Below are 18,512 nucleotides of genomic sequence, written 5' to 3'. Positions count from 1 at the left end.
CCTCAGTAGCCGACCGCCGCGCCGTCGCGCCGGCTGTCGCTGGCGGCCACGTAGCCGTCTTCCATGTCGTCGGTCAGGCGCCAGATGAACTGGCCCGAGCCGAAGTCCATGTACGGGTCGGTGACCTTCTGCACCGAGTGGCCGCGGGCGCGCAGCGCGTCGACCACCTCGGGCTCCATCGTGTCCTCGATGTCCACGGTGAGGCCCTTGTGCACCTTCCAGCGCGGCGCGTCGCAGGCGGCCTGCGGATGCTGCTTCGCGTCCAGGATGCGCGACAGCGTCTGCATGTGGCCTTGCGGCTGCATGTTGCCGCCCATCACGCCGAAGCTCATCTGCGGCTTGCCGTCCTTCATCAGGAAGGCGGGGATGATCGTCTGGAACGGCCGCTTGCCCGGCGCCACGCAGTTCGGGTGCGCCGGGTCCAGCACGAAGCCGTGGCCGCGGTTCTGCAGCGACACGCCGATCTCGGGCGCCACCACGCCGGAGCCGAAGCCCATGTAGTTGGACTGGATGAACGAGATCATCATGCCGCTTTCATCGGCGGCGCTCAGGTAGATCGTGCCGCCCGAGGGGGGCGTGCCGTGCCGGAAGTCGGTGGCCTGATCGCGCGAGATCAGCGAGGCGCGGTGCTTCAGGTAGCCGTCGTCGAGCAGGTGAGCGGGCGTGACCTCGGTCATGTGGCGGATGTCGCCGACCCAGCGGTACACGTCGGCGAAGGCCAGCTTCATCGCTTCGATCTGCAGGTGGCGGAACTCGGCCGAATCCGGGTCCATGCTGGGCAGGTCGAAGTGCGACATCATGCCCAGCGCCATCAGCGCGGCGATGCCCTGGCCGTTGGGCGGAATCTCGTGCAGCGTGTAGCCGCGGTAGTCCTTGGAGATCGTGCCGCACCAGTCGACCGAGTAGCCGCGCAGGTCGTCCAGCGTGAGCGCGCCGCCGTGCTGCTTCGACCAGGCCACCAGCTTCTCGGCGGTCTCGCCCTCGTAGTAGTCGCGGCCCTTCGTTTCGGCGATCCGGCGCAGCGTGCCGGCCGCGCCCTTCAGCACGAAGCGCTCGCCGATCGCCGGCGCCCGGCCATGCGGCATGAACACCTCGGCGAAGCCGGGCTGGTCCTTCAGGATCGGCACCTGCGCGGCCCACTTGCGCTGCACGATCGGGGTGACGCCGTAGCCGCGCTCGGCGAGCTCGATCGCCGGCTCCATCAGGTCGGCGAAGGGCAGCTTGCCGAACTTCTCGTGCAGCGCAGCCCAGCCGGCGATCACGCCGGGAATCGTGACCGTGTCCCAGCCGCGCACCGGCATCTTGTCGCCGTGCTTGCGCTTGAAGTAGTCGAGGTCCCAGGCCGCCGGCGCGGTGCCCGAGGCGTTCAGGCCGTGCAGCTGCTGGCCGTCCCAGACGATCGCGAACGCGTCGCTGCCCAGGCCGCAGGAGACCGGCTCGACGATCGTGATCGCGGCGGCCGCGGCGATCGCGGCGTCGACCGCGTTGCCGCCCTTCAGCAGCATGCGCAGGCCGGCCTGCGCGGCCAGCGGCTGCGAGGTCGACACGATGTTGCGCGCGAAGACCGGCGTGCGGACGGTGGGGTAGTTCTTCGACCAGTCGAAAGCGAAACTCATTGCGGGTGTCCTGTTGGGGCTCAGCAGCCGAGCTGCCGGGCGAGATCGAGGAAATCGGTCGCGTGGAAGTCGTTGGCCGGGTCGGGGCTCACGTCCTTCGGCAGCGTGGGGCCGAACTCGTGGCGCCGCTCCACGTAGGCGGCGCGGCAGCCGCAGGCGCGGGCCGCGGCCAGGTCGTCCTGGTGGGCGGCCACCAGCATCATGTCGGACGGGCCGACGTCGAAGACATCGCACACGCCCAGGTAGGCCTCGGGGTCGGGCTTGTAGTGCCGGAACACCTCGGCCGACAGGATCAGGTCCCAGGGCAGCCCGGCGCGCTTGGCCATGTCGGCGAGCAGCCCCAGGTTGCCGTTGGAAAGCGTGCAGATCGTGAACTTCGTGCGCAGCCGGCGCAGTCCCTCGACCGCGTCGGGCCACGGATCCAGCCGGTGCCAGGCGAGGTTCAGGTCGCGCCGGTCGGCCTCGGGCATGTCGTCGAGCCCGAACTTGACCAGGATGTCGTCGAGGATCATCCGGTGCAGGTCGTCGATCTTCGTCCAGCCCAGCTCTCCGCTTCGCACCCGGGCCATCGCGGGCCGGTAGCCGGCCCGCCAGGCGATCGCGAACTGGCCCGGGTCGACCGGAAGCCTGCGCTCGGACACCTCGCGAACGATCGAGCCGTACCAGTCGACGACGGTGCCGAACACGTCGAAGGCCAGCACCTTGGGCATCGGTGCGGCATGCGTCGGGGGCGATTCGCTCATTCGGGCCTCGGTTTCGTCGGGGATGCCGGGTCGGGAAGCGCGGAGAACCGTGGTGCGGCTCAGTCGAGCTTGATGTTGGCGCGCTTGATCACCGCCTTCCAGTTCTCGCTCTCGGCGCGATACAGCGCGCCGAATTGCTCGGCCGTGCCGCCGGCCGGCTCGGCGCCGACCTTCTCGAAGCGCTCGACCACGTCGGGCTGGCGGACGATCGCGTTCACCTCGCGATTTATCCGCTGGACGATCTCGGCCGGGGTGCCCGCGGGCGCGAACATGCCGAACCAGTTGGAGATCTCCATGCCGGTCACGCCGATCTCCTTGAAGGTCGGCACGTCGGGCAGCGACTTCGAGCGGACCGCGCCGCTGACCGCCAGCGGCCTGACCCGGCCGTCCTTGATGTGGGTCTGCGCCGACACGATGCTGTCCATCAGGAAGGTGATCTGGCCGGTGACCAGGTCGGGAATGACCAGGCCGGTGCCACGGTAGGGGATGTGAACCACGAACAGGTTGCCGGCGCGCCACTTGAACATCTCGGCGGCCAGGTGCGGGTAGGTGCCGATGCCGCTCGAGCCGAAGTTGTACTTGCCGGGGTTCTTCTTCAGCAGGTCGATCAGCTCGCCGGCGGTCTTGACCGGGGCGCTGCCGCCCACCACCAGCACGCTCGGCGCGCTGGCCACGTGGGCCAGCGGCGCGAAGTCCTTGAACGGGTCGTAGGGAATCTTCGGGTTGATCAGCGGGCCGATCGAGTGGGTCGAGCTGGTGGCCATCAGCAGCGTGTAGCCGTCGGGCGCGGCCTTGGCGACCTGGTCGGCGCCGATCGTGCCGCCGGCGCCGGGCCGGTTCTCGACGATCACGTTCTGCCCGAGCGCGACCGACAGCTTCTGCGCGATCGTGCGGCCGACGATGTCGGTGGCGCCGCCGGCCGGGAAGGGGATGACCAGCTTGATCGCGCGCGACGGATACGACTGCGCTTGGGCGGGAACGGCGGCAGCGGCCATCACGGCGGCCGCGACGAGGGCGAGAAGCTTCTTCATGTTCGAAGGCAGGATGGGGTGTGGGTGCGGCCCGCGTGCGGGGCCGGGTCTCCGACGTTCCGGATCGTGGCGAGCCGGAAATGCCAGACCGTCGAGGATAGCAAACGCCGGTAGGCCACGGCGCTCACGCGGTGCCCCGGCCGCGCCCGGGAGCGGCGTCCCGAAACGGAAAAGGGCCCGTTGCCGGGCCCTTTCCTGTGCGCGGATCGGGGAGTTCCCGATCCGCTCGCGCGGCGAAGCCTCAGTCGGCTTCCTCGGCGAAGGCCTCGTCGCGCTTCTTCGCGATCGCCGGCAGGAACACGATCACCAGCAGCACCGCGGCAATCAGCAGCAGCGTGAGCGACAGCGGCCGGGTCACGAAGATCGACCAGTCGCCGCGCGAGATCGTCATCGCGCGCCGCAGGTACTCCTCCATCAGCTGGCCCAGCACCAGGCCGAGCAGCAGCGGCGCCGGCTCGCAGGAGAACTTGCGGAACACGTAGCCGAGGATCGCGAACGGGATCGTGATGAACACGTCGAAGACGTTGTTGTTCACCGAGTACACGCCCACGCAGCAGAACAGCAGGATCGCCGGGTACAGGATCCGGTAGGGCACGGTGAGCAGCTTGATCCAGATGCCGATCAGCGGCAGGTTGAGCACCACCAGCATCGCGTTGCCGATCCACATCGAGGCGATCAGGCCCCAGAACAGCGTCGGGTTGCTGGTCATCACCTGCGGGCCCGGCTGGATGTTGTGGATCATCATGCCCGCGACCATCAGCGCCATGACCGCGTTGGTCGGGATGCCCAGCGTCAGCATCGGGATGAACGAGGCCTGGGCGCCGGCGTTGTTCGCGGCCTCGGGGCCGGCCACGCCCTCGATCGCGCCCTTCCCGAAGCGCTCGGGCGTCTTCGACAGCTTCTTCTCGATCGCGTAGGAGGTGAACGAGGACAGCACCGCGCCGCCGCCCGGCAGCACGCCGAGGAAGGAGCCGAGCGCGGTGCCGCGGATGATCGGGGCGATCGACGCCTTGAACTCCGCCATGCTGGGCAGCAAACGGCCGACCTTCTTGGTGAAGACCTCGCGGTTCTCGCGCTGCTCCAGGTTGGAGATGATCTCGCCGAAGCCGAAGATGCCCATCGCCACCGCGGTGAAGTTCAGGCCGTCGGTCAGCTCGGGGATGTCGAAGGAGAAGCGGGCGACGCCGGAGTTCACGTCGGTGCCGATCATGCCGAGCAGCAGGCCGAACACGACCATGCCCAGCGCCTTGACGACCGAGCCGTGCGCCAGCACGACCGCCGCGATCAAGCCCATGACCATCAGCGAGAAGTACTCGGCCGGGCCGAACTTGAAGGCGATCTCGGACATCGGAGGCGCCGCCGCCGCGATCATGATCGTGGCGACGGTGCCGGCGAAGAACGAACCGATCGCCGCGATCGCCAGCGCCGGCCCAGGCCGGCCGTTGCGGGCCATCTGGTAGCCGTCGAGCGTGGTCACCACCGACGATGTCTCGCCTGGCAGGTTGACCAGGATGGCCGTGGTCGAGCCGCCGTACTGCGCGCCGTAGTAGATGCCGGCGAGCATGATCAGCGCGGTCGTCGGATCCGACATCTTGTAGGTGATCGGCAGCAGCATCGCGATGGTCGCGAGCGGGCCGATGCCCGGGAGCACGCCGATCAGCGTGCCGAACAGCACGCCGACGAAGCAGTAGAAGACGTTCTCGAGCGAGAGCGCGGTGCCGAAGCCCAGGGCGAGGTTGTCGAGCAATTCCATTTGGTGGCTCCGGGCTCAGTTGGTCAGGAACTTCGGCCAGACCGGGAACTGCAGTTCCAGGCCCTTGACGAAGACGAGTTCCGACATGATCAGCAGCACGACGATCGAGACGACCGTTTCCTTCCACGAGAACTCGTGGCTGGCGATCGCGGCCACGAAGATCAGCAGGACGATCGAGATGACCATGCCCAGCCAGGAGAGCGTGGCGCCGAACAGCGCGACCGCGCCGAGGATCAGCAGGATCTCTCGCCAGCCGGTCTTGGCCAGGCGGCTCTCCGGGTGGGAGGGCGAGGTCGATCGCCAGGCGATGATCAGGCCCAGGATCGCGAGCAGGATGCCGAGCATCAGCGGGAAGTAGCCGGGCCCCATCCGGGCGGCGGTGCCGATCTCGTAGGCCGTCGAGAACACGGCGAACAGGACGCCGATGCCGGTGAACATCACGCCGGCCCAGAAATCCTGCTGGTTCCTGATACGCATGTACTTCCTCCTCTTCCCCGTCGATGCGATCGCGGCGGCCAGGCGTGCGGAGCGGTCTGCCGCCCTGGTTCCGAACCGCGGTAACCCGCGATCATAATCGGCGCGTCCGGACCGGGCCATGCGGGAAATCCACAATGACCGGCCGGGCGGGCCCTTTCCAGGCCTGGCGCGCCCTCTCGTGGTTCGGGCGCGCCGCGTGCCGTTTCTTCTCGTTCAGTCGACCCGCGCGCCCGAGGCGCGGACCACCTTCTCGTACTTGGCCTGCTCGGCGCGGATGAAGGCCGCGAAATCGGCGGGGCTCATCGGCGCCGGCTCGGCGGCGAGCTTCGCGAGCCGCTCGCGGATCTCGGGCGAGCCCAGCGCCTTGCCGAAGGCCGCGTTCAGCTTGTCGACGATCGCCGGCGGCGTGCCGGCCGGCGCGAACACGCCGAACCAGGTGCTGATGTCGAAGCCCGGCAGGCCGCTCTCGGCCACCGTGGGCAGCTCGGCGAAGAATCCGGAGCGCTGCGGGGTGGTGACCGCGAAGGCCTTCAGCTTGCCGGCGCGGATCTGCGGCGCGGCCGAGGCCAGGTTGTCGAACATCAGGTCGGTCTGGCCGGCGAGCAGGCCCAGCTGGGCGGGCGCGGCGCCCCGGTACGGGATGTGCACCATGCTGACCTTCGCCTGCGCCTTCAGCAGCTCGCCCGCGAGGTGGCCCGCGCTGCCGTTGCCGCCCGACGCGTAGTTCAGCTTGCCCGGGTTCTTGCGCGCGTAGGCGATCAGGTCGGCCACCGAGCCGATGCCCAGGTCCTTCGCGGTGTCCGGGTTCATGACCAGCACGTTCGGGACCATCGCGACGCGGGTGATCGGCGCGAAGTCGCGGTTCGCGTCGTAGGGCATCTTCGCGTACAGGTAGGGGTTGATCGCGTGGGTCGCCACGGCGCCCATCACGATCGAGTAGCCGTCGGGTGCCGACTTGGCGACGTTGTCCGCGCCCAGGTTGCCGCCCGCGCCCGGCCGGTTCTCGACGACGACCGGCTGGCCCAGCGGTTCGCGCAGCGCCTCGGCCAGCGCGCGGCCGACCAGGTCGAGCGGGCCGCCGGGCGGGTACGGGATCACGAAGCGGATCGGCTTCGTCGGCCACTCCTGGGCGGCAGCCGGGGCGGCCGCGAAGGGCGCGGCGCCGGCCAGCGCCAGCCCCAGCGCGCCGGCCGCGACCGCACGGGACAGCGCGCGCCGGACCGGGTGTCCTGCCCGCACCGGGGCACGATCGATCTGGTTGGACATCGTTCTCTCTCCTCGTTCGATGGTCGCCGGGGATGATAACCGCCGGCCGCCGCATGCGCGCTCAGGCGCCGCCCGGTGCCAGCAAGCGCGCGAGCTCGACCGCGCTGCGGACCTCCATCTTCGCGAAGACGTTCGAGCGGTGCACCTCGACGGTACGCATGCTGATGCCGAGCTCGTGCGCGATCAGCTTGTTCGGCTTGCCCTCGAGGACCCGGTCCATCACCTCGCGCTCGCGCGCGCTGAGCCGCTCGAGTCGCGCCTCGACCGATGCCGAGCCCTCGGCCGCGCGTATCCGCCGCTCGGATTCCCGCAGCGCCTCGATCAGCCGGTCGGCCAGCCGGTTGTCGCTGAACGGCTTCTCGAAGAAGTCGAAGGCGCCGTCCTTGAGCGCGTCGACCGCCATCCGGATGTCGCCGTGGCCGGTCAGGAAGACGACCGGGGCGGCCAGGTCGGGACGCTCGCGGCGCAGGCGCTCGAAGAGCTCGATGCCCGACAGGCCGCGCATCCGCACGTCGAGCAGCAGGCAGGCCGGGCCGCGCGGCCAGTCCGGCTCGGCGCGCAGCCGCCGCAGGAAGGTCTCGGCGGCGTCGAAGCGCTCGGCAGCGATGCCGCGCGAGGCGAGCAGGAAGACCAGCGCGTCGGCGAGCGCGTCGTCGTCCTCGACGACGAAGACCGTCCCGTCGGCCGGCGGGGCGGGCGTGGATCCGGCCGGGCTCATGCGGCGGTCTCGGTCGGCGCCGGCCGAATGTCGGGCGCAGGGCGCGGGTCGGTCGCCGCGCTCGCGGCGGCGAGCAGCGGCAGCGCGAACCGGAAGGTCGCGCCGCCGCCCTCGCGCGGCAGGTAGCGAAGCTGCCCGCCGTGCGCCTCGATCACCGAGCGGCACAGGCTCAGCCCGATGCCCAGCCCGTCGGGCTTGCTCGTGACGAAGGCGCTGAACAGCTGCGGCGCGATGTCGGCGGCGACCCCCGGGCCGCGGTCGCTCACCTCGACGACGACGGTGGCCGGGTCGCCGCCGGAGGCGCCATCGTTCCCCGGCGCGGCGCGCGCCACGCGCGCCTCGATCTCGATCGCGGGCCGGGCCCCGCCGACCTGCTCCATCGCATCGAAGGCGTTTCGGGTCAGGTTAAGCATCACCTGCTCGAGCATCGTCCGGTCGCCGAGCACGATCGCCTCGGGGTCCGCGTGCCAGCGCACCCCGCATTGCGAGCGCCGGGCCTGCAGCTGGATCAGCGGTTCGATCGCGGCGAGAAGATCGGCCAAACGGACAGGCTCGCGGTCGACGTGCCGCCGGCGGATGAAGGACTGCACGCTTCGGATCACCTGCCCGGCGCGCTCGGACTGGCTGCGGATGCCCGCCAGCGCGGACTGCAGCGCGCCCGGGCGTTGCCGTGCGGGATCGGCCCGCAGCAGGTTGTCGGACGCGCTCGCGTAGCTGGCGATGGCCGCCAGCGGCTGGTTCAGTTCGTGCGACAGCGCAGTGGCCACCTCGCCCAGCAGCGCCATCCGGGCGTTCGCCTGCAGCTTCTCCTGTTGCATCCGGTTGATCGCCTCCACGCGGCGCTGCTCGCTCAGGTCGAGGATCGAGCCCATCCAGCCGGTCTGGCGCCCGCGCTCGTCGATCAGCGGCGCCTCGAAGATCAGCACCGGGAAGCGCTCGCCGTTGCGGCGCACGAACTCGGTCTCGTAGCCGAGGCGCATCGCTTCCGAGCCGCGCACCCGTTCGAGCCGCGGGCGGCCGTCGTCGGCGCGGTCGGCCGCCCAGTAGGGCATCGGCGGCGCGCGGCCGATCAGCTCGTCGGCCTCGTAGCCGGTCATCCGGCAGAAGGCCGGATTCACGTAGGTGATGCGGCCGTCCAGGTCGCGCGCACGCAGGCCGGTGAACAGCGAATCCTCCATCGCCTTGCGGAACGCGTGCTGGTCGCGCAGCGCGCGCTCGGCGCGGGCCCGGAGGCGGCCGTCGCGCCAGAGCATCGTGCCGCTGGCCGCCAGCGCAAGCGTCATCGCGACCAGCATCGCGGTCAGCAGGTTGGGGATCAGCTTGGGCGAGCCCTGGGCGCTGTCGACCCGCAGGCGCAGCGACATGCCGGGCCGCTCCAGCGGCACCGACGCGGTGTAGACGCCGGCGCCGCGCAAGCGGATCGACGAGCGCGCCACGAAGGTGCCGTCGTTCTCGGTCAGTTGCACCTGGTGCGAGCGAAGCAGCGCGGCGGGCAGCACCCGGTCGATCAGCAGCGGCATCGAGAACACCGCGAGCACCGCCTCGGCCGGCCTGCCGTCGACCGGCATCGCCAGCTCGGTGATCTCGAAGCCGCCGAGGTCGCCGAGCCGCACGAAGTGCGACCGGGAGTAGAGCGGGCGGTCGAACTCGATCGCCGAGCGCAGCGCCAGCGTGGCCTCGAAGCCGAGGCGCTCGCGCTCGGCGTCGGCGAGCCTGGGGCGGGGCGACGGCGCCGCGACGCCGTGCAAAAGCGTTCCCGACGCGTCGCGCCATTCGATCCGGAGCAGCGCGCTCTCCCCGGCCAGCAGCTCATGCGCCAGGCGATCGAAACGCCCGGCACCGTCGCCGCCGGCCAGCGAGGCCGCGAGCAGGCCGAGCCGCTGCTCGGTCTCGGCCAGGTGCGAGCGGATCGACACGATCGCGCCCTCGGCGGCGAGCTGGACCGCCTCCTGCCGCTCGTTGCGCTCGTACTCGATCGACAGCACGACCGCGGCCGCGATCAGCGCCGCGACCATCAGCGCCGCGACCGCGGCGAGGATCCTGGTGCGACCGTCGATCGGGCTGTTCATCGGCTCGCGCGCCGCCCAGGCGCTTCAGCCGCGCCCGGCCGCGGCGCGGATCGCCGCGTCGTCGTAGCCGAGCAGCGCGCCGAGCACCTCGGCCGAATGCTCGCCCAGGCGCGGCGGGGGCAGCCGGTGGCTCGGGGGCGTTGCGCTCATCTTCACCGGGTTGCCGACCAGCTTGACCGGGCCCGCGTCCTCGCGCTCGATGTCCACCCGCAGGCCGCGCGCCTGCACCTGCGGGTTCTCGAACACCTGGCGCAGGTCGTTGATCGGGCCGCAGGGCACGCCGGCGGCCTCGAGCGCGGCGATCCAGTGCTCGGCGGGTCGCGTGGCGACCATCTGCTCGAGCAGCGGCACCAGGATCGCGCGGTTGCGCACCCGGTCGGCGTTGCGGGCGAAGCGCTCGTCGCGGTGCAGCTCGGGGCGGCCGCCGGCCTCGCAGAAGCGCCGGTACTGCTCATCGTTGCCGACCGCCACCACGATCCACTGGTCGGCCGCCTTGAAGGTCTGGTACGGGACGATGTTCGGATGCGCGTTGCCCCAGCGCTTCGGCGGCTGCCCGCTGACCAGGTAGTTGGTGTTCATGTTGGCCAGCATCGCCACCTGCACGTCGAGCAGCGCCACGTCGATGTACTGGCCCTCGCCGGTGCGCTCGCGGTGGAACAGCGCGGCCAGCACCGCCTGGGTCGCGAACATGCCGGTCATCAGGTCCGAGACCGCCACGCCGACCTTCTGCGGGCCGCCGCCGGGCCGGTCGTCGGCCTCGCCGGTGATCGACATCAGCCCGCCCAGCGCCTGGATGATGAAGTCGTAACCGGCGCGGTGCGCCCAAGGCCCGGTCTGGCCGAAGCCGGTGACCGAGCAGTAGATCAGCGACGGATTCACCTTGCGCAGGCTCTCGTAGTCGAGCCCGTACTTCTTCAGCTGTCCGACCTTGTAGTTCTCCAGCACGACGTCGCTGACCGCGGCGAGCTCGCGCACCGCCTGCTGGCCCGCCTCGCAGGACAGGTCGATCTCGACCGAGCGCTTGTTGCGGTTGGCGGCCAGGTAGTAGGCGGCGTCCGCGGTGTCGCTGCCGTCGCGCGCCTTCAGGAAGGGCGGTCCCCAGCTGCGGGTGTCGTCGCCGGCGCCCGGCCGTTCGACCTTGATCACGTCGGCGCCCAGGTCGGCCAGGTTCTGGCCGCACCAGGGCGCGGCGAGGACACGGGAGAGGTCGAGGACGCGGATGCCTTCGAGCGAAGTTCTTGCCATTCGTCAGTAACCGGGGGAGGGCGATTACGGAAAGTTACAGGATTCCGGGTTTCGAAACCCCTGAGCCGGCCTGCCGGCGGGATGATCGGTGCATCGCGGCGACAACGGGTCGCCCCTCTCGAAAGGAGATTTCGATGCGCAGCAAGATCCTGATCGCCGGCCTGCTTTCCGGCATTGCCATGAGCAGCTGGGCCCAGGGCGGTCCGTCCACCGCGGCGGTCGAGCGGCTGGCGCAGGCCACGCCGGCCACCCCCGCTACGCCGGCTCAGCCGGGCAGCGGCTCCGCCACCCGGGCGACGCCCGCTACGCCCGCCGCCGGCCAGGCCTTCGGGCAGGGCACCGGGCAGGGCGCCGGCCAGCAGTTCGGCCGCGGTCCCGGCCAAGGGGCGGGACAGCAGTTCGGCCCCGGCCCGAACGCCGGTCCCGGCGCCGGCCAGGGCATGCGCCAGGGCGACCCGCAGCAGATCCGCGAGCGCGAGCGAATTCGCCAGCGTGCACAGCAGCAGGAACGGCTGCGCGACGGCTCCGGCGGCGGCATGGGCAGCGGCCAGGGCATGCGCGGCGGCGGTGGCATGGGCGGCGGCATGGGCGGCGGTCGCGGCCGCTGACCGGAACCTCTCTTCCGCGGAATCGCCCCCAGACGATTCGCTGGAACCTCTCCTCCCCCTTCCGGGCGCCTGTCGGCGCCCGCTTTTTTTCCTGTATCGGGTCATGGCGCCCTCGGTTTGCCATCAATGGGTAGAATTGCAGGTTGCCCTGAAAAACCACCCTGTCGAGTTCCGAGCACGCCATGAAGTCGGCCGAGATCCGCGAGAAATTCCTGCGCTTCTTCGAATCGAAGGGGCACACGATCGTTCCTTCGAGCCCGCTGGTGCCGGCCAACGATCCCACGCTGCTGTTCACGAACAGCGGCATGGTCCAGTTCAAGGACGTCTTCCTCGGCAAGGAGCACCGGCCCTACAAGCGGGCCACTTCCTCGCAGCGCAGCGTGCGCGCCGGCGGCAAGCACAACGACCTCGAGAACGTCGGCTACACCGCCCGGCACCACACCTTCTTCGAGATGCTGGGCAACTTCTCGTTCGGCGACTACTTCAAGCGCGAGGCGATCGCCTACGCCTGGGAGCTGCTGACCGGGGTCTACGGCCTGCCTGCGGAGAAGCTCTGGGTCACCGTCTACCAGGACGACGACGAGGCCTACGACATCTGGGCGAAGGAGATCGGCGTGCCGGTCGAGCGCATCGTGCGCATCGGCGACAACAAGGGCGCGCCCTACGCGTCGGACAACTTCTGGCAGATGGCAGACACCGGCCCCTGCGGTCCGTGCAGCGAAATCTTCTACGACCACGGCCCCGAGATCTGGGGCGGCCCCCCGGGGTCTCCCGAGGCCGACGGCGATCGCTACATCGAGATCTGGAACCTGGTGTTCATGCAGTACGACCGCGACGCCAGCGGCACGCTGCACCCGCTGCCGCGGCCCTGCGTGGACACCGGCATGGGGCTGGAGCGGATCGCCGCGGTGCTGCAGCACGTGCACAGCAACTACGAGATCGACCTGTTCCAGGTGCTGATCGCGGCGGCGGCCCGTGAAACCGGCGTCTCCGACCTGACCAACCCGTCGCTGCGGGTGATCGCCGACCATATCCGCGCCTGCGCCTTCCTGATCGTCGACGGCGTGATCCCCGGCAACGAGGGCCGCGGCTACGTGCTGCGCCGGATCGTGCGCCGCGCGCTGCGGCACGGCCACAAGCTCGGCCAGTCGCAGCCCTTCTTCCACCGGCTGGTGGCCGACCTCGACCGGGCCATGGGCGACGCCTACCCCGAGCTGCGTGCGGCGCGCGACCGGGTCGCCGAGGTGCTTAAGCAGGAAGAGGAGCGCTTCGGCGAGACCCTCGAGCACGGCATGGCGATCCTCGAGGCAGCGCTGTCCGGCGGCGCCAAGCGCCTCGACGGCGAGACGGCCTTCAAGCTCTACGACACCTATGGTTTCCCGCTGGACCTGACCGCCGACGTCTGCCGCGAGCGCGGCGTGAGCGTCGACGAGGACGGCTTCGAGGCCGCGATGAACCGCCAGCGCGAGCAGGCCCGCGCGGCGGGCAAGTTCAAGATGGCGGCCGGGCTCGAGTACTCGGGCCTGCCGACCGCCTTCCACGGCTACGAGCGGCTCTCGGTCGACGACGCGAAGGTGCTGGCGATCTACGTCGACGGCGTGTCGGTGCCGGCCATGCAGGGCGGCCAGGCCGGCGTCGTGGTGCTCGACAACACGCCCTTCTACGCCGAGTCGGGCGGCCAGGTCGGCGACGCCGGCGAAATCTGGTCGGCCGATCGAAAGGTCCGCTTCGCGGTCGAGGACACCCAGAAGATCCAGGCCGAGGTCTTCGGCCACCACGGCCGCCTGCTGTCGGGCGAGCTGAAGGTCGGCGATGCGGTGTCGGCGGTGGTCGACGCCGAGCGTCGCGCGCGCACCGTGCGCAACCACTCGGCCACGCACCTGATGCACAAGGCGCTTCGCGAGGTGCTCGGCGCGCACGTGCAGCAGAAGGGCTCGCTGGTCGACGCCGACAAGACCCGCTTCGACTTCTCGCACAACGCGCCGCTGACCGACGACGAGGTCCGCCGGATCGAGGCGATCGTGAACCGCGAGATCCTCGCCAATGCGGCGACCCAGGCCCGGCTGATGGCCTTCGACGACGCGGTCAAGCACGGCGCGATGGCGCTGTTCGGCGAGAAGTACGGCGACACGGTGCGCGTGCTCGACATCGGCTCGTCGCGCGAGTTGTGCGGCGGCACGCACGTGGCGCGCACCGGCGACATCGGCCTGTTCAAGATCGTGTCGGAGGGCGGCGTGGCCGCCGGCATCCGCCGCGTCGAGGCGGTCACCGGCGAGAACGCGCTGGCCTGGGTGCAGCAGCTCGAGGACACGGTCAACGAGGCGGCCGCCGCGCTGAAGGCGCCGGCCTCCGAGCTCAAGGCCAAGCTCGCGCAGACGCTGGAGCAGGTCAGGGCGGCCGAGAAGGAGCTCGCGCGGCTCAAGTCGAAGCTGGCCGCGTCGCAGGGCGACGACCTGGCCGGCCAGGCGGTCGAGATCGGCGGCCTGCGGGTGCTCGCGGCCTCGCTCGAGGGCGCCGACGTCAAGACGCTGCGCGAGACGATGGACAAGCTCAAGGACAGGCTCAAGACCGCGGCGATCGTGCTGGCGGGCGTCGACGGCGGCAAGGTCAGCCTGATTGCCGGCGTGACCGCCGACGCGACCGCGAAGGTCAAGGCCGGCGAGCTGGTCAACTTCGTCGCCGGCCAGGTCGGCGGCAAGGGCGGCGGCCGGCCCGACATGGCCCAGGCCGGCGGCACCGAGCCCGCGAAGCTGCCGCAGGCGCTGGCCTCGGTGGCCGACTGGGTGCGCGAGCGAGTCTGAACGATCGACGGGTCGGCCGTGCGCGGTCGAGCGCCGGGCGGCGCCGCGTCGCGGCGACGGCCTTCTTGCGCCCCCGATCTTCTCGGACCCCGGCCTGCGCCTGATGCCGGTCCGCCCGTGATGCCGGCCAGCCCATGACGCTCACGCCGATCCGGCTGCTGGTCGCGCTGACCGTCCTGGCGCACACCGCCTTCGCAGGCAGCCGGGTGGCGGTCTCGCTCGGCGCGCTCGAACTCGGCGCCTCGCCCTTCGCGATCGGCCTGCTGCTGTCGTTCTACGCGATGCTGCCGATGTTCCTGTCGGTGCCGGCCGGACGCTGGATCGACCGGGTCGGCATGCGCGTGCCGATGATCGGCGGCAGCGCGCTGCTCGCCTTCGGCGTCCTCGTTCCCTTCCTGACCTGGGACATCGGCGCGATGTACCTCGCCAGCGTCACGATCGGGCTGGGCATGATGGCCTACTACCTGGCCGCGCAGAAGGCGGCCGGCATCATCGGCGGCGCCGAGGCCCGCACCGGCAACTTCAGCCTGATGGCGCTGGGCTTCTCGGTGTCGGGCTTCCTCGGCCCGACCAGCGCCGGCGTCGCGATCGACCTGGTCGGCCACCGCTGGGCCTTCGCGCTTCTGGGTCTGGTCGCGATCGCCGCGCTGGCCGTCCTGCTGCGCGCGCCGCTCACGCGCGAGCTGCCGTTACCCGGGCCGCAGGTCGCGCGGCCCGGCGTGCCGTCGGCGCGGCTGCTCGACCTGGTCGACACGCCCGAGCTCAGGCGGCTGTACCTGTCGGTGGTCGTGCTGTCTTCGGCCTGGGACGTCCACCAGTTCCTCGTGCCGCTCTACGGCGCGAGTCTCGGCATCTCGGCCTCGAAGATCGGCCTGGTGCTCGGCGCCTTCTCGGTGGCGACCTTCGTCGTGCGGCTCGCGCTGCCGAGGCTCGCCCGCCGGGTCGGCGACTGGGCGCTGGTGCTGACGGCGATGGCGATCGCCGCCATGGTCTACCTCGCGTACCCGGCCTTCCCGGCGCTGCCGACGATGCTGGCGCTGTCCTTCCTGCTGGGCCTCGGGCTCGGGGTGGCGCAGCCGATGGTGATGGTCGTGCTGCACCGGGTCTCGCCGCCCGACCGTCTCGGCGAGGCCGCCGGCCTGCGGATGACGCTGATCAACGGCACGCAGACCTTCCTGCCCACCGCCTTCGGCGCCTTCGGCGCGGCCTTCGGCCTGTCGGCGATCTTCTGGGGCATGGCGGCACTGATCGCCGGCGGCGGCGCGCACGTGGCCCGCGGGCTCTGGCTCGAGGATCGGCGGTGAGCGCGGCGAACGAAGAGCCGGCCGTGAGCAAGACGAACGAGGGGTCGGCCGCGCCGGATTCGCCTGCCGCGGCGCGCGCGGCACCCGGCCCGGCCTCGCTGGCCGAGCTGTTCCTGGTGTTCAGCCGGCTCGCGCTTCACGGCTTCGGCGGCGTGCTGCCGTGGGCCCAGCGGGTGCTCGTCGAGGAGCGCAAGTGGCTCGACCGCGACGACTTCGTCGAGTTGCTCGCCTTCGGCCAGCTGATGCCCGGTCCCAACGTCTGCAACCTGGCGCTGATGGCCGGCGACCGCTGGTTCGGCTGGCGCGGCGCGCTGGCGGCGCTGGCCGGCATGCTGGTGTTTCCCGCGATCGTCGTGATGTCGATCGCGATCGCCTACGAGCGCTTCGCCGACGTGCCGTGGCTGCAGCGCGCGGTGACCGCGATGGCGGCGGTCGCCGCGGGCCTGCTGCTGGCGACCGCGGTGCGGCTCGGACAGTCCTGGGCCGCGCGCTGGCGGTGGCTGGGCTTTGGAATCGTGGCCTTCGTCGGCATCGCGGTGCTGCGGTTGCCGCTGGCGTGGGTGCTGGCGGTGGTCGGGCCCTGCGCGATCGGGCTGGCGTGGATCGCGGAGCGGCCGGCGGCGCAGGACACGGGCAGGCAACAGGAGCAGGGCAGGGACCGAGGCCGCGAACAGGACGGGGGAGCCGGCCGATGAGCGCAGCCGACCTGCTCCAGCTCTTCCTGCACTTCGCGTCGCTGTCGCTGCTGGCGATCGGCGGCGCGCTCGGCACCTCGCCGGAGATGAACCGCTACCTGGTCGACGAGCGCGGCTGGATGAGCGACGCGCAGTTCACCGACGCGATCGCGCTCGCCCAGGCGGCCCCGGGGCCCAACATCCTGTTCGTGACCCTGCTCGGCTGGCAGGCGGCCGGCGCGGCCGGCGCGCTCGCGGCCACGGTCGGCATCCTGCTGCCCTCGAGCATCCTCTGCTTCTGGGGCAACCGCTGGCGCACCGCCAACCAGACCGGCAGGCTGGTCCGCTCGATCCGCCGCGGGCTGTCGCCGATCGCGATCGGGCTCACGCTGGCGGCGGGCTGGATCATCGCGCAGGCCAACAACGTCGACTGGAAACTCTGGGTGCTCACCGCCGCGTCCTTCGCCTTCTTCCTGTTCAGCCGGCGCAACCCGCTGTGGCTGATCGGCGCCGGCGCGCTGGCCGGCGGGCTGGGCCTGGTCTAGAACCTGGCCTAGGGCCTGCCGGCGGTTTCCGGTGGCGCGCGAGATTCCCTGCGGGCTTGTCGACCGTCTGCCGATCGCGGGCCGGCGCTGCTGCTAGACTTGATTTTTGTCAGTTGCGCCACGCAAACGCTTCCGGGAACTGCCATGACCGATACCGCCATTTCGTTCGACCGCGAGGTCGACGCGCGCGGGCTGAACTGCCCGCTGCCGATCCTTCGCGCCAAGAAGGCGCTCGCCGAATTGCAGAGCGGCCAGGTGCTGAAGGTGATGTCCAGCGACCCCGGCTCGCAGCGCGACTTCCAGGCCTTCGCCCGCCAGACCGGGCACGAGCTGCTGCGAATCGACGCAGCCGATCGCGAGTGGTCCTTCTACCTGAAGCGGCGCTGAAATGAACGTTCGTTTCGACTATGCCGGCAAGACCGTCCTCGTCACCGGCGGCACCTCGGGCATCGGGGCCGCGACCAGTCTCGCATTCAAGCGTGCCGGCGCCAGCGTGATCGCCTGCGGCTTCACCGAAGCCGAGCTCGCCGCCGCGCGGGCGAACCCGGATTTCGCCGGCATCGACGTGCGCGCCCTCGACGTGTCGGACAAGGCCGCAGTGGACGCGCTGGTGGGCGGGCTCGACAGCCTCGATGCGGTCGTCAACAGCGCAGGCATGATCTTGCGCGACGCCGAGCACGACCCCGAGCAGTTCGACCGCGTGCTCGACGTCAACGTGTCGGGCGGCATGCGGGTGTCCACCGCGGCGCGCCCGCTGCTCGCGAAGAGCAAGGGCTCGATCGTGTTCATCGCGTCGGTGATGACCGTGTTCGGCGGCCCGAAGCAGCCCGCCTACTCGGCATCGAAGGGCGCGGTGCGCAACCTGACGATGTCGCTCGCCGCCGCCTACGCGGCCGACGGCATCCGGGTCAACGCGGTCGCGCCGGGCTGGATCGTCACCAACCTGTCCAAGGGCGCCCGCGACAACCCCGAGCGCAACGCGATGATCATGGCCCGGATCCCGATGGGCCGCTGGGCCGATCCGTCGGAGATCGCCGACCCGATCCTGTTCCTGTGCTCGGATGCGGCGCGGTACATGACGGGCACGGTCATGCTGGTGGACGGCGGCTACTGCACGGTGGGCTGAGCCGGCTTCGGCTCGGCCGGGCGCTGATCGGGTGGTGCGGCGCGCGGAGGCCGGGGCCCGCTTGCACACCCGGGTGCGCTGTCCGCTTCGCGGAAACGCTTGGTCGCGCGGACGCTCAGCCCCGTCGCGGAACGCAACTCAGCCCGCCTTTGGCGGGCTTCAGACAGCGTTCCGCTCGCGCTTCGCGCGCCGGATCTTCACTGCGCTCCCGCGCCAGCGCACAAGGGTGCGCAAGCGGGCCCCGGCCTCCGCGCGCTGGATGCGTCGTGGCGCGCGGTCCGTGCCCGGAACGACAGCTTCACCAGGCATGAGCGAGCGCGACAGCGCGACGCGGCCGCCCGCGTCGAAGCGCACGATGTCGAGGGCGGGGAAGCGGGGCGTGGGTTTCGGGGCCTGTGCAAGGCGAGCGCTTCCGTAGGGAGCGGCGATCAGCGAGGGCGCTGTCTGAGCGATCCCGCAGGGATCGCGAGTTGCGCCCGAGCCGCCGCGGACGAGGAAGGCGAGCGAACCCCGCGAAGCGGGGCGCAGCACCAAGC

The 18,512-nt window shown here is 71.0% G+C and carries 16 protein-coding genes; 7 read left to right on the top strand and 9 right to left on the bottom strand.

Features of this window, described 5'->3' with window-relative positions:
- Positions 1–2 precede the first annotated feature (2 nt).
- The 9 genes from M6I34_RS06705 to M6I34_RS06665 form a co-directional block, all read right to left on the bottom strand.
- Positions 3–1,616 (bottom strand): gamma-glutamyltransferase family protein, encoded by a 1,614-nt coding sequence (locus M6I34_RS06705; RefSeq protein ID WP_272484923.1) that lies wholly within the window; start codon positions 1,614–1,616, stop codon positions 3–5.
- 20 nt (positions 1,617–1,636) lie between these two features.
- A complete protein-coding gene (locus M6I34_RS06700) occupies positions 1,637–2,359 on the bottom strand; it encodes a haloacid dehalogenase type II (protein WP_272484922.1) in 723 nt (240 codons plus the stop codon).
- A gap of 59 nt (positions 2,360–2,418) precedes the next feature.
- Positions 2,419–3,390 (bottom strand): Bug family tripartite tricarboxylate transporter substrate binding protein, encoded by a 972-nt coding sequence (locus tag M6I34_RS06695; protein WP_272484921.1) that lies wholly within the window; start codon positions 3,388–3,390, stop codon positions 2,419–2,421.
- Between the two features lie 241 nt (positions 3,391–3,631).
- The gene (locus M6I34_RS06690) at positions 3,632–5,143 is read right to left on the bottom strand and encodes a tripartite tricarboxylate transporter permease (RefSeq protein ID WP_272484920.1); all 1,512 of its coding nucleotides are present in this window, start codon (positions 5,141–5,143) and stop codon (positions 3,632–3,634) included.
- A 15-nt stretch (positions 5,144–5,158) separates the two neighbouring features.
- Positions 5,159–5,620, bottom strand: coding sequence for a tripartite tricarboxylate transporter TctB family protein (locus tag M6I34_RS06685; protein WP_272484919.1), 462 nt, complete (start codon positions 5,618–5,620; stop codon positions 5,159–5,161).
- A 213-nt stretch (positions 5,621–5,833) separates the two neighbouring features.
- Complete coding sequence (locus M6I34_RS06680; protein WP_272484918.1) at positions 5,834–6,886, bottom strand: Bug family tripartite tricarboxylate transporter substrate binding protein; 1,053 nt, start codon at positions 6,884–6,886, stop codon at positions 5,834–5,836.
- 61 nt (positions 6,887–6,947) lie between these two features.
- Positions 6,948–7,604, bottom strand: coding sequence for a response regulator transcription factor (locus M6I34_RS06675; protein ID WP_272484917.1), 657 nt, complete (start codon positions 7,602–7,604; stop codon positions 6,948–6,950).
- Entirely contained in the window at positions 7,601–9,673 is a 2,073-nt protein-coding gene (locus M6I34_RS06670) for a PAS domain S-box protein (RefSeq protein ID WP_272484916.1), read from the bottom strand. The genes M6I34_RS06675 and M6I34_RS06670 overlap by 4 nt, the downstream gene beginning before the upstream one ends.
- 24 nt (positions 9,674–9,697) lie before the next feature.
- On the bottom strand, positions 9,698–10,918 hold the full coding sequence (locus M6I34_RS06665) for a CaiB/BaiF CoA transferase family protein (RefSeq protein WP_272484915.1): 1,221 nt from the start codon (positions 10,916–10,918) through the stop codon (positions 9,698–9,700).
- A 134-nt stretch (positions 10,919–11,052) separates the two neighbouring features.
- On the opposite strand from M6I34_RS06665, the gene M6I34_RS06660 reads away from it, so the two are divergent.
- The 7 genes from M6I34_RS06660 (at position 11,053) to M6I34_RS06630 (ending at position 17,976) form a co-directional block, all read left to right on the top strand.
- On the top strand, positions 11,053–11,526 hold the full coding sequence (locus M6I34_RS06660; protein WP_272484914.1) for a hypothetical protein: 474 nt from the start codon (positions 11,053–11,055) through the stop codon (positions 11,524–11,526).
- Between the two features lie 182 nt (positions 11,527–11,708).
- A complete protein-coding gene (gene alaS / locus M6I34_RS06655) occupies positions 11,709–14,327 on the top strand; it encodes an alanine--tRNA ligase (RefSeq protein WP_272484913.1) in 2,619 nt (872 codons plus the stop codon).
- A 134-nt stretch (positions 14,328–14,461) separates the two neighbouring features.
- Positions 14,462–15,631 (top strand): MFS transporter, encoded by a 1,170-nt coding sequence (locus M6I34_RS06650; protein ID WP_272484912.1) that lies wholly within the window; start codon positions 14,462–14,464, stop codon positions 15,629–15,631.
- Positions 15,632–15,654: 23 nt separating this feature from the next.
- Positions 15,655–16,326: a chromate transporter gene (locus M6I34_RS06645; protein WP_272484911.1), complete on the top strand. Its 672-nt coding sequence runs from the start codon at positions 15,655–15,657 to the stop codon at positions 16,324–16,326.
- Positions 16,323–16,850: a chromate transporter gene (locus M6I34_RS06640; protein WP_272484910.1), complete on the top strand. Its 528-nt coding sequence runs from the start codon at positions 16,323–16,325 to the stop codon at positions 16,848–16,850. The genes M6I34_RS06645 and M6I34_RS06640 overlap by 4 nt, the downstream gene beginning before the upstream one ends.
- A 159-nt stretch (positions 16,851–17,009) precedes the next feature.
- Complete coding sequence (locus M6I34_RS06635) at positions 17,010–17,237, top strand: sulfurtransferase TusA family protein (RefSeq protein ID WP_272486621.1); 228 nt, start codon at positions 17,010–17,012, stop codon at positions 17,235–17,237.
- A 1-nt stretch (position 17,238) separates the two neighbouring features.
- Positions 17,239–17,976: an SDR family NAD(P)-dependent oxidoreductase gene (locus tag M6I34_RS06630; RefSeq protein WP_272484909.1), complete on the top strand. Its 738-nt coding sequence runs from the start codon at positions 17,239–17,241 to the stop codon at positions 17,974–17,976.
- The last annotated feature ends 536 nt before the right edge of the window (positions 17,977–18,512 follow it).

The sequence above is a fragment of the Zeimonas sediminis genome (genome assembly GCF_023721795.1).
GTDB classification, from domain to species: Bacteria; Pseudomonadota; Gammaproteobacteria; order Burkholderiales; family Burkholderiaceae_E; genus Zeimonas; species Zeimonas sediminis.
Note: the sequence above shows the minus strand (reverse complement) of the source record. Positions and strands in the feature narration are given on the sequence as shown.

Coding starts and splice junctions, on each gene's coding strand:
- M6I34_RS06705 (WP_272484923.1), bottom strand. CDS start 1,616: ATGAGTTTCGCTTTCGACTGGTCGAAGAACTACCCCACCGTCCGCACG.
- M6I34_RS06700 (WP_272484922.1), bottom strand. CDS start 2,359: ATGAGCGAATCGCCCCCGACGCATGCCGCACCGATGCCCAAGGTGCTG.
- M6I34_RS06695 (WP_272484921.1), bottom strand. CDS start 3,390: ATGAAGAAGCTTCTCGCCCTCGTCGCGGCCGCCGTGATGGCCGCTGCC.
- M6I34_RS06690 (WP_272484920.1), bottom strand. CDS start 5,143: ATGGAATTGCTCGACAACCTCGCCCTGGGCTTCGGCACCGCGCTCTCG.
- M6I34_RS06685 (WP_272484919.1), bottom strand. CDS start 5,620: ATGCGTATCAGGAACCAGCAGGATTTCTGGGCCGGCGTGATGTTCACC.
- M6I34_RS06680 (WP_272484918.1), bottom strand. CDS start 6,886: ATGTCCAACCAGATCGATCGTGCCCCGGTGCGGGCAGGACACCCGGTC.
- M6I34_RS06675 (WP_272484917.1), bottom strand. CDS start 7,604: ATGAGCCCGGCCGGATCCACGCCCGCCCCGCCGGCCGACGGGACGGTC.
- M6I34_RS06670 (WP_272484916.1), bottom strand. CDS start 9,673: ATGAACAGCCCGATCGACGGTCGCACCAGGATCCTCGCCGCGGTCGCG.
- M6I34_RS06665 (WP_272484915.1), bottom strand. CDS start 10,918: ATGGCAAGAACTTCGCTCGAAGGCATCCGCGTCCTCGACCTCTCCCGT.
- M6I34_RS06660 (WP_272484914.1), top strand. CDS start 11,053: ATGCGCAGCAAGATCCTGATCGCCGGCCTGCTTTCCGGCATTGCCATG.
- alaS (WP_272484913.1), top strand. CDS start 11,709: ATGAAGTCGGCCGAGATCCGCGAGAAATTCCTGCGCTTCTTCGAATCG.
- M6I34_RS06650 (WP_272484912.1), top strand. CDS start 14,462: ATGACGCTCACGCCGATCCGGCTGCTGGTCGCGCTGACCGTCCTGGCG.
- M6I34_RS06640 (WP_272484910.1), top strand. CDS start 16,323: ATGAGCGCAGCCGACCTGCTCCAGCTCTTCCTGCACTTCGCGTCGCTG.
- M6I34_RS06630 (WP_272484909.1), top strand. CDS start 17,239: ATGAACGTTCGTTTCGACTATGCCGGCAAGACCGTCCTCGTCACCGGC.